This window comes from Solihabitans fulvus (assembly GCF_008386585.1).
In the GTDB taxonomy this organism is placed as follows: Bacteria; Actinomycetota; Actinomycetes; order Mycobacteriales; family Pseudonocardiaceae; genus Solihabitans; species Solihabitans fulvus.
Genome location: NZ_VUOB01000029.1, coordinates 12979 through 25041 on the forward strand (window position 1 = coordinate 12979; position 12063 = coordinate 25041).

The window sequence follows — 12063 nt, forward strand, 5'->3', positions numbered from 1 at the left end:
TGGTCGGGGCCGGCGCGCTGCCGGCCCCGACCTCCGGCTACGGCCAGTCTGCATAGATCCGTTCCCCAGTACGACCGAACACGTGCACACCGTCGCCGAGTTCGCTGACACCTGTGACTGCGGTACCGGAATCGAGCACGATCCTCATTTGGCAATCGGCGAGTGGCCGCAGGTCGACCGGCTGCGGGCAGTTGCCGAGTAGCAAGCTGGTGAGGGTAGGGATGTCCGCCAACGGCGAGAGATCCCTGATGAGGCAATGCCAGAGAGTCAGGTGGCGCAGCCGTGGAAGGTCACCCAAGGCGGCGATTGAGGAAAGTTTCACGCCATCGAGGATGGAAAGCTGTTCCAACTGCTTCATTGTTCGCAGCGAACCGAGATCACCGAGATCGCCTGCGACGATTTCTATGTCACTGAGCTGGGGCAATTCGGTCAGAAAGTCGATGTCAGCGAGCCCGCCGCTGAAGTTGAAGGTCAGTTGACGTAGTCTGCTCAGCCGCGCCAGTTCGTAGAGCGTGGCCGGTGCGCGAAATGCGGTCAGATGTAGTCCACGCAGTCGCTCCATCGTGCTGATGAGGTGCACTTCCTGATCGATTTGAACGTCGCTCGGCGCGGTTAGATAAAGAGTTCGAAGGTGTCGCAACCTGTGCAGATGCGACACCGGATCCGTTGAGGTGAGGAACACGGCTCCGTCTTCGTCCTGCTCGTTGCGTTCGAGCGGAGCGTCGGCCAGAACCAGTTCGGCATAGCGGCCGGTATCGAAGTAGTCCCAGCCCTTGATCAGCTCAGACTGGACCCCGTCGCGCGGATCGCGCGCGAAGTGGGCCAGCACCGGCAACACCTCCGGCCCGTTGACCAGCACGGCGGCGCGCACGGTCGCCGCAGCCTGCGCATTGCTCAGCCCATCCAGGCTGTCCGGCAGGAAGTCGAGCAGCCGTATCCCGACCGTGGCCAGCGACCGGCTCTCCCTGATGCTTCTGGGCGGCACCAGGCCGCGCACGCACTCGATGATCCGAGTGATGACCTCGGCGGGCTCCACCTCCACCACGGTCTCCAGACAGGCGGCGGCCAGCAGTCGCAACTGTCGCGCCGTCTTCGGGGTCGCCTGGTCGGCTTCGTCCAGCAGGCCGACCAACAACAGCCCGCGCTGCTCGGGGTTGGCGTGCGCGCAGGCCATCAACACCGTCTCGCGCCACAGGTCCGATCGCGCGTGCCCCACCAACAGGTCGATGCTGTCGCGCTGCACGGCCTCCTCGGCGGCCAGGTACTCCTGGAACGTCCGGTGCACGAAGTCGACGCGACCGACCGCCGGCTCGCGCACGATCCCGCTGCGCTCGACCAGGTGCCGCAGCAGGACTTCCGGCTCCTCGTGCACGTTGGGCATGCTCTGGAGGCGCGCGCGCAGCCGGCCGACCGCCTGGTCCCAGGACATCTGGCTGCGGCCGTTCTCGTTGAGCCACCAGGCCAACTCCCGCAGCAGCGCCTGCTTCTCCGTCCTTGTGAGCCGCACACCTCCGGCGCTGGCCACGTTGCGATCGGCGTCCCGCCGCTCCAGCAGCATGTCCAGCGCTGCCGCGTAGAGCGCCTGCCGCTCTCTCGGCAACTGGCCCTTCCGGTCGAGGTTCAGCGCGCAGAGCATCGCGCACAGCAGCGGACTCCGTGCGAGCGCCCGCAGATGCGAACGCGACCGGAGCTGACCGTGCAGCGTTCGTTCGTGCTCGGCGATCTCGTCCGGCGGACAGGGCAGCAGGTCAACGCTGGGAGCCGAATCGAGCAGCGCCTTGTGCCAGCGGCGCAGCAATTCCCGCGCGTCGGCGAGACTCATCGATTCCAGCTCAACCGAGTGGAAACCCTCGTGCGCCAGCCATTTCGGTGTCACGGCCGTCGGCCGGGAGGTGACCACCACCAGGATGTGCGGGTAGCTGCTCAGCAGGCCGCGCAGCCAGTGCCGCACCGCGTCGCGTTGCTCGCGCTGGAGTTCGTCAACGCCGTCCACCAACAGCAGTGCCTGACCCGAGTCGAGCTGGCGGTGCGCCCACTCGTCCGGCGCCGGTCCGCACTCGGGCGTGCTCGGCAGGCTCAGCAGCTCGTTGACCCTCGGCAGCGGCTTGTCCGCGAACTCGCGCAGCTTCACCAGGAACGGCACGTGCTCGTTCCAGTGCCCGAGCGCGCCCGCGAAGGAGCCCTTCGCCGCGTTGATGGCGAGCCAGCGGAGCAGCGTGGACTTGCCGGCGCCGGCCTCGCCGCGAAGCACGACGCGCTGGTGTTCACCGAGCGCTGCCTCCACGCGAAGGTTCTCCCCGCGCCAGTCCTCGCGTGGCCGGGACGGCCGCTGCGGACCGTCCCGGTCGTTCTCCTCGCTCACCGTGAGGCTCAGGTACGCCACGCTGAGCGTCGTCCGGGGCTCGTAGCTGTGGGTGGTGAGGCCGATGACCTCCAGCCGGTCGTGGGCCCGGACCATCGCCTGGAAATACCGTCGCCGGAACAGCTCGTCCTCGTCCGTCCCGCTCGGCGCGTCCAGGCTCCGCTCGGGCAGTCGCGCCAACATCTCGTCCACTGTGGACAGCAGGGAACCCAGTCGCCCCAACGTCTCCACGGCCGTCGCCGCGTTGAACTCCGGCAACTCCCTGACCAGGTGCACGAGCACGATGCAGGCCCGGTCCAGCGCCGTCTCGTACAGCCGGGTCGCGCCGTCGGACAGTCCGGCCCGCCCGATCGGCGCCTGTCGCCGCACCTCGTCGGCCAACGCCTCGGGCGAGAGATCCACGGCGAACAGGGCCGCGTCGCTCAGTTCGGCGTCCTCCAACGCGTCGGCCACCGCGTCCAGCGCCGCGTCGCGTTCGTTGTCGGGCAGTCCGTGCGCCGCCCGCGCGCAGGCCGGGGCGAGTCTCGCCGCGATGTCATCGTCGGTCTTCCACAGCGAGGAGAAGACCTTGCGTTGGTTGTCCGGCAAGGGAAACCTCGCCCGGACCAGCCGGTGCAGGTCCTTGCCCCGGCGACTGTCGGCCTTGCGGCCGGCGAACCAGGTCAGCGCGAGCTGCTTGGTCACGGCCTGTCCCACCTTGACCAGCGACGTCTCGATGCTGATGTCGTGCCCCCTCAACCGAAACAGAACTCCCCCGGGTTCGACCGGGGAAACCGGTCGGACTCGGGGGAGCCTGGATGGCGGCTCGTTCGCTGGCAAGCCTGCGAACGAGTGAACCGGTTGGGTCAGGCGGGCAGTTCGCGCAGCAGCTTGGCGACGTGGCCGGTCGCGCGCACGTTGTACATGGCCTTGACGATCTTTCCGTCCGGGCCGACGAGGAACGTGGAGCGGATGACGCCGACCACGGTCTTGCCGTAGTTCTGCTTCTCGCCGAACGCGCCCCACCCGGCCAGCACCGACCGGTCGGGGTCGGACAGCAACGGGAAGTTCAGGCCCTCCTCGTCGCGGAACTTGGCCAGCTTCTCCGGCTTGTCCGGGGAGATGCCCAGCACGTCGAAGCCGGACTCGGACAGCTCGCCGAGGTTGTCCCGGAAGTCGCACGCCTGCGTGGTGCATCCCGGGGTGCCGGCCGCCGGATAGAAGTAGACGACCACGGAACGGCCCTGGAAGTCCGACAGTGAGACCTGCTTGCCCTCACTGTCCTTCAGGGTGAACGCCGGCGCCTGGTCGCCGGCGGAAAGGCGCTTCTGTTCGGTCATGGCCTCGACGCTACTGCGCCACGCCGACGGCCGGGCGATCAGGCCCGCGGTGCGCCTTGTGCGGCCGTCGCTTTCTGCCCCGCCGACTCGTCAGGCCTGGCCCTCGTACACGGCGCTCGGCTCCTGGGCCGCCGCGTTGGGCTGGACGGTGACCTGCACGTCCACCTGCTTGTCCGGCATGGCGAACGCGAGGGTGATGGTGCTCGCCTTGCCCGGCGGCACCTCCTGCCCGGCCGCCGCGACGCCGTTGAGTCCCTGCGCGGAGTCCACCATCTCCTGGGCCGGCTTGCCGGCGACGGTGGCCCGCAGCGACAGCTGCGACGGCTTGTACGGCAGCGTGGTCCCGTTGGTGATGGTCACCTCGAACAGCGCGGCGCGCGGGGCCTGCGGAAACGCGGTGTCGCTCGGCTTGAGCGACTTGGGCGGCGAGATGGTGATGGACATGCCGTTGGTCCACAGCCGCTGCACGCCGAAGGCCGTCGGCCCGCTCGTCGCCGGGGACTCCCCGCGCTGGCCGGATGCCGTCCTGGACGTCGAGCTGTTCGGGGCCGATGACGCGGTTGGCTCCTGCTGGCCAGCGCACCCGGCGACGACGACAGTCAGGCACACGGCGACGGCCAGCCTGACGATCCTCACGAACGTCCCCTTTCCCGTCCCGAGGTGGTCGACGGGACTTGCCCCCACCTTGGCGGTCTGTCGGGGAAAGAGTGGACTCGGATGAGGGTCCGATTTGCACCTGGTGCCAGCCTGTGGCCAAGCCGTGATGAGTGGCCACTCGCAACGTGGGCGACACCACAACGGATGCCGCCCACGTTGGCCGGTTCGACGACCCGCCGGGCGTGTGCCCGGTCGACCGCCAACCGGCGGGAGTTGACGAGCGCGTCGGGGGGCGTGCGCGCTCGATTGTGGAATCGCGTTCGGTGCATGGGTTGCTACACCCAATCACCGGGTTCACCCGTTCGGACTATGTTTGCGGCCGGTTCGGCGAGTGTTTTCGGCGTCCGGGGGATTCTTCGGCCGATGGTCGCGGTCCGTCAGCATCCACGCGCCCGTGTCACTCCGCCGGGTGGCTGGATATCTCACCGGGGTGGGTGAGCCCGAATGGGGGCAATCCGTGCGATTCGCCGTCGTGCCGCCTAGCTTGGTGGTGGGTCGAGTCGCCGCTATCCCTGGGCGGTCGCCGCACGACCCGGTCGCTGAGCCTCGGCTCACCGAGATCCGCCAGCACCCCGCGCACCCCCGCCACCAGGGCGGAACGCCCGATTGCGGGGGAGGTGCTGGCGGATCGGCCTGCCGGGACGAAAGCCCCTCAGGCGTTGGCCGCGACGGACCGACCGGCCAGTTCGGCCAGCAACGCGTACGACCGCAGCCGGTCACCGTGGTCGTGCACCATCGTGGTGACCATGAGCTCGTCGGCCTCGGTCGCCGCCAGCAGTTCGGCCAGTTCCCGGTCCACCGTGTCCTGGCCGCCGATGATCTGGCTGGACATCCGGTCCTCGATCGCCAGCTCGTCCAGCGCGGTGTACGGGTACTCGGCGGCCTCCTCCGGGCTTGGGAACAGGCCGGGCCTGCCCTGCCGCAGCCGCAGGAACGCGAGACCGCCCGGTGCGGCCAGCAACCGCGCCCGCTCGTCGGTGTCCGCGACGATCACCGAGGCCGCCACCATCGCGTAGGGCTTGTCCAGCTCCGCCGACGGCCGGAACGAGGACCGGTACAGCGCCAGCGCCGGCAGCGTGTTCTCGGCGCTGAAGTGGTGCGCGAAGGCGAAGGGCAGCCCGAGGATCCCGGCGACCTGCGCGCTGTAGCCGCTCGACCCGAGCAGCCACAGCGGCGGCCGGTTGCCGGCGGCGGGCACCGCGACGATCTTCGGCGCGGGCTCGCCGGGGGCCGGCTCGTCGAAGTGCCGCACCAGCTCGGTGAGCTGCTGGGGGAAGTCCTCGGCGGACAGCGCGTCGGTGGACCGGCGCAGCGCCCGCGCGGTCACCTGGTCGGTGCCGGGCGCGCGCCCGATGCCGAGGTCGATGCGGCCGGGGTGCAGCGCCTCCAACATGCCGAACTGCTCGGCTACCACCAGCGGCGGGTGGTTGGGCAGCATCACCCCGCCGGAGCCGACCCGGAGCGTCGAGGTGGCCGCCGCGACGTGGCCGATCAGCACTGCGGGCGACGAGCTGGCGATGCCGGGCATGTTGTGGTGCTCGGCGAGCCAGTAGCGCGTGTAGCCCAGCGCCTCGACGTGTTTGGCCAGGTCAAGCGTGTTGAGCAGGGCCTGTCGCGCGGTCGATCCGCTGGTGATCGGCGCGAGGTCGAGGACGGATACCGGCACGTCGCGAAGTCGGCTCATGAACGGGTCAACGCCGTCGCGCGCCCCCAGCTTCCGCCGCGTCCTGTGACGGGGCGCTCAGGCGGGCGGCACCAGGCCGGGCAGGTGGCCGACCTGGTCGCAGGCGGGGCAGGGACGGCCGTTGTCGATCGTGCGCGGCGCGCCGCCGATGACGGCGAGGACCGGATTGGCGATGAATCCCGCGCCGCCACACAGGTGGCAGACGGTGTGCAGGTCCTCGGACACCTCGAACTCGACGTCCTCGCCCGTGAAGTCCTCGAAGTCCTCGTCCTCGTCGTCCGGCATGGACAGATGCTCGCACGCCGAGGACGCCCCGCGCCGGGGCGCTCCCCCGGGAAACAACGACCGGGCGGGTGGCGAGGTTTCCCGGGGGAGCCTCGCTCGGCTACGGCGCGCGATGGCGTCCCGCCGAGCGTCGCCACGCTAGGCCCGAGGGCACGCCGGCGACAACGAGCCCGCGCATAGCACCTGGCCATCACCGACCGTGATGGACGAGTACCTGGACCACGGCCCGTGTCCTCCTGGGTGTCCGACGCTCACGTCGAGTGTCGGGCATCTTGGTAATATGTAGGGCATGGCGGCATCGAATTCAGGCCGGCCCGACCCGGACCGCAGTGGCACGGGGCACCATGGTGCGGACCACCGTGTCGACGAGGTCCGCTCAGTGACCATGCGCGAACTGGGCAAACTCACCGCTGACCAGGTCGGTCGACTCGACCGTGCCGTTCCCATCACGAACAACGGTCTTCCGGTTGCCTGGCTCCTGCCACTGACACCGGGCGAGCGTCGCCGGGCCGAACTCATCGCCACGGGGAGGCTGCGCCCCTCCCACACACAGGGACTGAGCGGGTGGACGCCGTTGCCTCCGGTCGAGGACGGACCGACACTGTCGGAACTGCTGGTGGAGATGCGTGCGCAGGAGCGCGCGTGATCTACCTGGACTCCTGCGCGATGGTCAAGCTGATCGTGACCGAGAAGGAGACTCAAGCCCTTGTGCGCTGCCTGAGCGGACGAGAGCAGGCGATCGTCACCTGCGAACTCGCGCTCACCGAAGTGGTCCGGGTCGCACGCCGGTCCTGCTATGACGCGCAGCGTCAACTGACCGTCGACCCTGCTGTGCTCGACGATCGGCTGGCGGCCGCTGGCGAGCTCCTTGACCGGGTCGATCGCATCATCGTCGACACCACCACGTTCCTGCGCGCGGGGATACACGCGGACGATCCCCACCTCGGCTCGCTCGATGCCATCCACCTGGTGTGCGCGTTGGAGATCGGGCCGGAGTTGTCCTCGTTCATCACTTACGACAGGACTCTCGCGCGGGCCGCGACCTACGCCGGCCTGCCACTGGAACAGCCCGCCTGACGTCTGCCCCCGGTCCGTCGTGGTGTCGCCTGGCCAGCGAATCAGGCCTCCCGTGCGGAGCCCCACTCCCGCGCCAGGATGGCGAGGTTGAGCTCGTCGCACCACTCGCCCTTCACGAACTCGTTCTCCACCAACAACGCCTCCCTGCGCATGCCGAGCCGTTCCAGCAGCCCGGAGGACGCGGTGTTGCGAGCGTCGCAGCGGCCGACGACGCGGTGCAGTCCCAGCTCGGCGAACGCGATCCGCAGCAGCTCCCGCGACGCCTCCGCGGCGAACCCCATGCCGTGGTGGTCGGGGTGGAAGACGAACCCGATCTCGCCCTGCTGGTGCTCGGCGCTCACCCAACGCAGCATCACCTCGCCGATGAGCCTGCCGGTGTCGCGCCGCAGCACCGCGCACCGAAGCGTGTCGCCCTGGGCGGCCAGCCGCGTCGAGTCGTACCACGCAGCGAGCAGCTCCCGCGTCTGGTCGATGGTGTGCGGTTCGGTGTAGAGGTACCGCACGACGTCGGGGCGGGAGTAGATGTCGTGCAGGCCGGGCAGGTCGTCCGCCGTGAACGGGCGGAGCAGCAGGCGGGTGGTGGTGATCGGGTACTCGGGCTGGAACATGGCAGGACGGTAATGCCCGGACCCGGGTCCGGGCATCGCATTTCCCCGTCGGCAGAGGGGTTTGGGGCGGGCACCAGGCGCGCGCCCTCGTGCCAGACCCCACGTCACCGTCCTACTGCGCGGTGAAGCCGCCGTCGACGGCGAGCGCGGCGCCGGTGACGAAGGACGCCTCGTCGCTGAGCAGGAATGCGACGAGGGCGGCGATCTCCTCCGGCTGGGAGATCCTGCCCATCGGGTGCAGCCCGGCGACCTGCGCCTCGCCCTCCGGGGTGGCGCCCATCGAGGACCGGAACGCCGGGGTGTCCGTCGCGCCGGGGATGATGGCGTTGACGCGCACTCCCTGCGTCGCGGTCTCCAGCGCGGTGGCGCGGGTCAGGCCGACCACGCCGTGCTTGGCGGCCACGTAGGGCGAGACCGAGCCCATGCCCACCACGCCGAGGTTGGAGGCGTTGTTGATGATCGAGCCGCCGCCGGAGGCGATCATGGCTGGAATCTGGTGCTTGAGGCCGTAGAAGACGCTGCTCAGGTTGTGGTCGAGGTCCGCGCGCCAGCCGGCCTCGTCGATGTCCTGCACCGGCCCGAACGCGTTGATGCTGCCCGAGTTGTTGACCGCGCCGTCGAGCCGACCGAACTCCGCGACGGCCGCGCCGACAAGCGCGGCGACGTCGGCCTCCACGGTCATGTCGGTCGGCACGAACAGCGCCTCGCCGCCCGCCGCGCGGATGCCGGCCACGACCTCGTCGCCGACGTCCTTGCGGCGGGCGCCGAGCACGACCGCGCCGCCCTCGGCGGCCACCCGCTCCGCGACGGCCCTGCCGATGCCGGAGGTGCCACCGGTGATCACGACAACCTTGGACTGAAAACGAGACGACATGCCAATCCTTACGGTCAACTGCTTCGGCGTGGTGTTCCGGTTCGTTCCGGCCACGACTCAATAGTTGTCCGTTAAACCATCTGATGCTGGCGTGAATCGGCCATGCAGGTCAGGCCCGCCGCGGGCCCGTTTCCGTGCCGCGCGGTGGTCACGCCGCCGACGGCGGCCGGAACACCGCCGGGGTGAGCGGCGAGTGCAGCGTCCAACCCAGCGCGAGATACAGCTCGCGCCCTTCGCGCGAGGCCCCGAGCACGGCCATGGTCGCGCCCCTCGCGGCAGCGCTGTTGCCGAGGCTGGCCATCATCAGGCGGCCGAGGCCGCGACGCTGATGGGCCGGGTCGGTGGAGATCTGGTCGAAGACCGCGGTCGACCCCGTGCTGGCGATCCGGCCGGTGGCCGCGGTCTCACCGTCGGCCGCCAGCACCTGGACCTCGGTGATGCCACCCGTCGTCGTGCTGCGCACCGAGTACCCGGCGGGCGGTGCCGCCTCGGTCGGCCGCAGCGCCGTCGCCATCAGGTACTCGTCGGTGGGAATCGACCAGCCGTCGGTCAGCAGCGGCGCGACGGCGTCGGCCGGCGCGCACACCTTCAGCCAGGCCCCCGGCGTGTCGATCGTTGAGGCAAGCTCCCGCAGCACGGCCGGATCTGCCGTCGGCAGCACGTACCGGCGCACGTGGTTCGGCCTGCCGACCTCGATCCGGAACCCCCACGGCTCCTCGACGGGCGCGGACGCGCCGCGCGACAGGACCCATCCATCGACCCAGGCGCGCAGCACGTCCCGGTCGGCCCCCTGGCCGGGGTCCTGGTCAGTCGCGTCGCTCCGCGTCCCGTCGTGCACGTCGGTCATCTCGCCCCCAGCTCGTCTACTGCAATAAGCCTGCAAGAAAACGGGCCGCCTGCCAAGACACCTGGAGGCGAGCCGGCGGTGACGTGCCGTGCGCCGCCGGCTGTTTACAGTTCTGTATACTCGGCGGTATGGCGGCGATGTTGCGGGTGAGCGAACGGACCCGGGATCGGGTGCTTGAGGTGGCAGCCGAGGATTTCAGCGGCGCCACCGCGGAGGAGACCCTGAACCGGCTCCTCGACGAGCATTGGGAAGCCAAGGCCATCGCGGCGATGGACCTCTTCCGGTCAACCGACCCGGCAGGCTGGTCGGCGTACCTCGCCGAGGCCGACGGGTGGGACAGGGCCGCGGTGCCCGTTGCCGACACGTGGGACGAGCGGGTCTCCGGGTGACCGTCCGGATCGAGCCGTGGCAGGTGTGGCGGGTCGATCTCGAACCCGTCGCGGGCCGCGAGCAGGGCAAGGCCCGCCCGGCGGTCGTCGTGTCCTCGGCGTTCCACCTCAGGCTGGTCCGCGGCGAACTGCTGAGCGTGCTGCCACTGACCTCTGTCGAGCGCCGCGGCTGGCTGCACCGCGTCGAGATCTCCTTGCCTGGCCACAAAACCGGCTGGGCTATCACCGAACAGGTCCGCACCCTCTCGGCCGCCCGACTGGTCGGCACCGAACCAGTCGGAAAGCTCGACGACGACCAGCTCGCGGCCGTCCGCTCAGTGCTCGCCAGGATGCTCGACGTGTAACCGGCCCTCCGCGAGGCTGGGGTGGAGATAACTACAGGGCAAGTGGAGAGTCAGCCGCACTGGCAGCGGCCGCGTGCTCGGCGAGGCTCTGGTGCATGGCAAACATCTCCTTCGCCGCCGGTTGGTGGAAATACCTCTGGCTGGCGGCGGGTATCGCACTCGGGCTGGTCGGCACGAACAGCGAATGGTCGATTCCGCTCGCCGGCTGGCTGTTCTCCATCGGCCTGATGCGGTTCACCCGAAGCTCCGGTGTGCTCGCCGGAGTCGGGTGTGTCGTGCTGTCCTCATCGGCGGTGACGGTCGTCCAGGTCGCGGCCGCCGGCCAGCTCGATGTGCTGTCGATCCTGCTCGGTTGCCTGATCCTGAACCTGGTCCTGAGTGTTCCGCTGCTGGCCGACCGGCTGCTTTTTCTGCGGTTGAATCCGTTCCTCGCCACCTTGGTCTTCCCCGCGGCGCGGGCATCCGTGGAGTTCCTGGTCGCGGAGGTGAGCCCGCTTGGGACGATTTTCGGGCCCCTGGCCGGGACACAGTCGGCGAACCTGCCGTTGTTGCAACTCGCGTCCGTCACCGGCATCTACGGGATCAGCTTTCTGATGGCCTGGGCCGCGCCGGTCGTCAACGTCATGCTGGAACGCCGGCTGAGCTGGCCGTCGATCCGGGCGGTCACGCTGTCGTTCGTCTCGGTGCTCGGGCTCGTCCTACTCGGCGGTGGTCTGCGTCTCGCCTTGGCGCCGACAGCGCCGAGTCTGGTCCGTGTCGCCGGGATCAGCCCGTCGATCGAGGCCGAGAACCGGATGCGGGCGATCGACAACTTCCACACTCCGCAGGTGCTACCCGAGCAGAAGCCGGTGCTGCGTAACGCTTTTGCGGCGCTCAGTGACGACCTGTTCGCCACCAGCCGGATCGAGGCCGACGGTGGCGCGAAGATCGTGGCGTGGCCGGAGGGCGCCGCGGTCGTGCTCGACGAGGACCTCGCGGGATTTCTGCGGCGAGCCCAGGATCTCGCCAGAGAGAAGCAGATCTATCTCGACATGGGGATAGTCGTCGTCCTCGACGGGCAACCGCGCTCACGCGACATCGCCGTGCTCGTGGCGCCCGACGGCCAGGTGCTGTCGACCTTTGACAAGGCGCATCCGGTGCCAGGTATGGAAGATCTCCGGCCGGGAAACGGAATCGTGCCGGTGTCCGAGACGCCGTACGGGAGGCTTGCCGACGCGATCTGCTTCGACGCCGACTTTCCCGGGACGCTGCGCGCCCGCGCCGACATCATGTTCGTCCCGGCCAACGACTGGAAGGGCATCGAGCGCACGCACTCGGCGAACGCGGTGTTTCGCGCCGTGGAGAACGGATACACCCTCGTCCGGCAGACCAGCAACGGCATCGCGGTCACCGTCGACGCGTACGGCGCGAACCTGGCCAGGACGAACTACTTCAGCACCACGCACCAGAGCATGATCGTGTCCGTGCCGACCAGAGGCACGTGGACGGTCTATGGCGTGGTCGGCGATCTGTTCGCGTGGCTCTGCGTCGCGAGCGTCATCGGCCTGGTGACGTCGGCCGCTGTCCGGCCGGCTGCTGCCCGGCGGAAGGGACACCGGGACTGATCATGAGATCCCC

At 69.5% G+C, this 12063-nt stretch carries 13 protein-coding genes; 5 read left to right on the plus strand and 8 right to left on the minus strand.

Going from position 1 to position 12063, the window contains the following annotated elements:
* Window positions 1-37: 37 nt before the first annotated feature.
* From F0L68_RS17395 to F0L68_RS17415, 5 genes are all read right to left on the minus strand, one after another.
* On the minus strand, window positions 38-3100 hold the full coding sequence (locus tag F0L68_RS17395) for an NACHT domain-containing protein (RefSeq protein WP_149850644.1): 3063 nt from the start codon (window positions 3098-3100) through the stop codon (window positions 38-40).
* Between the two features lie 107 nt (window positions 3101-3207).
* The gene (gene bcp, locus F0L68_RS17400; protein ID WP_149850645.1) at window positions 3208-3681 is read right to left on the minus strand and encodes a thioredoxin-dependent thiol peroxidase; all 474 of its coding nucleotides are present in this window, start codon (window positions 3679-3681) and stop codon (window positions 3208-3210) included.
* Between the two features lie 90 nt (window positions 3682-3771).
* A complete protein-coding gene (locus tag F0L68_RS17405; RefSeq protein ID WP_149850646.1) occupies window positions 3772-4317 on the minus strand; it encodes a hypothetical protein in 546 nt (181 codons plus the stop codon).
* Between the two features lie 673 nt (window positions 4318-4990).
* On the minus strand, window positions 4991-6022 hold the full coding sequence (locus tag F0L68_RS17410; RefSeq protein WP_149850647.1) for an LLM class flavin-dependent oxidoreductase: 1032 nt from the start codon (window positions 6020-6022) through the stop codon (window positions 4991-4993).
* A 57-nt stretch (window positions 6023-6079) separates the two neighbouring features.
* Entirely contained in the window at window positions 6080-6307 is a 228-nt protein-coding gene (locus F0L68_RS17415; protein ID WP_149850648.1) for a hypothetical protein, read from the minus strand.
* 379 nt (window positions 6308-6686) lie between these two features.
* Between F0L68_RS17415 and F0L68_RS17420 the strand changes: the two genes are divergently transcribed.
* The gene (locus F0L68_RS17420) at window positions 6687-6953 is read left to right on the plus strand and encodes a hypothetical protein (protein WP_149850649.1); all 267 of its coding nucleotides are present in this window, start codon (window positions 6687-6689) and stop codon (window positions 6951-6953) included.
* Complete coding sequence (locus tag F0L68_RS17425; RefSeq protein ID WP_149850650.1) at window positions 6950-7384, plus strand: type II toxin-antitoxin system VapC family toxin; 435 nt, start codon at window positions 6950-6952, stop codon at window positions 7382-7384. The genes F0L68_RS17420 and F0L68_RS17425 overlap by 4 nt, the downstream gene beginning before the upstream one ends.
* 41 nt (window positions 7385-7425) lie before the next feature.
* Here F0L68_RS17425 and F0L68_RS17430 read toward each other — a convergent pair whose 3' ends face one another.
* From F0L68_RS17430 to F0L68_RS17440, 3 genes are all read right to left on the minus strand, one after another.
* On the minus strand, window positions 7426-7992 hold the full coding sequence (locus F0L68_RS17430) for a GNAT family N-acetyltransferase (protein ID WP_149850651.1): 567 nt from the start codon (window positions 7990-7992) through the stop codon (window positions 7426-7428).
* Between the two features lie 112 nt (window positions 7993-8104).
* Complete coding sequence (locus F0L68_RS17435; RefSeq protein ID WP_149850652.1) at window positions 8105-8866, minus strand: SDR family NAD(P)-dependent oxidoreductase; 762 nt, start codon at window positions 8864-8866, stop codon at window positions 8105-8107.
* A gap of 148 nt (window positions 8867-9014) precedes the next feature.
* Window positions 9015-9713 (minus strand): GNAT family N-acetyltransferase, encoded by a 699-nt coding sequence (locus F0L68_RS17440; protein ID WP_149850653.1) that lies wholly within the window; start codon window positions 9711-9713, stop codon window positions 9015-9017.
* Window positions 9714-9841: 128 nt separating this feature from the next.
* Here F0L68_RS17440 and F0L68_RS42410 point away from each other — a divergent pair, with 128 nt between their 5' ends.
* The 3 genes from F0L68_RS42410 (at window position 9842) to F0L68_RS17450 (ending at window position 12050) form a co-directional block, all read left to right on the plus strand.
* Window positions 9842-10102 carry a hypothetical protein gene (locus tag F0L68_RS42410; RefSeq protein ID WP_188316630.1) on the plus strand — a complete coding sequence of 87 codons (261 nt, stop codon included), beginning with the start codon at window positions 9842-9844 and terminating at the stop codon, window positions 10100-10102.
* A complete protein-coding gene (locus tag F0L68_RS17445; RefSeq protein ID WP_188316631.1) occupies window positions 10099-10446 on the plus strand; it encodes a type II toxin-antitoxin system PemK/MazF family toxin in 348 nt (115 codons plus the stop codon). The genes F0L68_RS42410 and F0L68_RS17445 overlap by 4 nt, the downstream gene beginning before the upstream one ends.
* 95 nt (window positions 10447-10541) lie before the next feature.
* Window positions 10542-12050, plus strand: coding sequence for a nitrilase-related carbon-nitrogen hydrolase (locus F0L68_RS17450; RefSeq protein WP_149850655.1), 1509 nt, complete (start codon window positions 10542-10544; stop codon window positions 12048-12050).
* Window positions 12051-12063: the final 13 nt, after the last annotated feature.

What these genes read in the sequence shown, in the direction of transcription:
- bcp (WP_149850645.1), bottom strand. Translation starts at nt 3,681, where the DNA reads ATGACCGAACAGAAGCGCCTTTCCGCCGGCGACCAGGCGCCGGCGTTC.
- F0L68_RS17410 (WP_149850647.1), bottom strand. Translation starts at nt 6,022, where the DNA reads ATGAGCCGACTTCGCGACGTGCCGGTATCCGTCCTCGACCTCGCGCCG.
- F0L68_RS17415 (WP_149850648.1), bottom strand. Translation starts at nt 6,307, where the DNA reads ATGCCGGACGACGAGGACGAGGACTTCGAGGACTTCACGGGCGAGGAC.
- F0L68_RS17430 (WP_149850651.1), bottom strand. Translation starts at nt 7,992, where the DNA reads ATGTTCCAGCCCGAGTACCCGATCACCACCACCCGCCTGCTGCTCCGC.
- F0L68_RS17435 (WP_149850652.1), bottom strand. Translation starts at nt 8,866, where the DNA reads ATGTCGTCTCGTTTTCAGTCCAAGGTTGTCGTGATCACCGGTGGCACC.
- F0L68_RS17440 (WP_149850653.1), bottom strand. Translation starts at nt 9,713, where the DNA reads ATGACCGACGTGCACGACGGGACGCGGAGCGACGCGACTGACCAGGAC.
- F0L68_RS42410 (WP_188316630.1), top strand. Translation starts at nt 9,842, where the DNA reads ATGGCGGCGATGTTGCGGGTGAGCGAACGGACCCGGGATCGGGTGCTT.
- F0L68_RS17450 (WP_149850655.1), top strand. Translation starts at nt 10,542, where the DNA reads ATGGCAAACATCTCCTTCGCCGCCGGTTGGTGGAAATACCTCTGGCTG.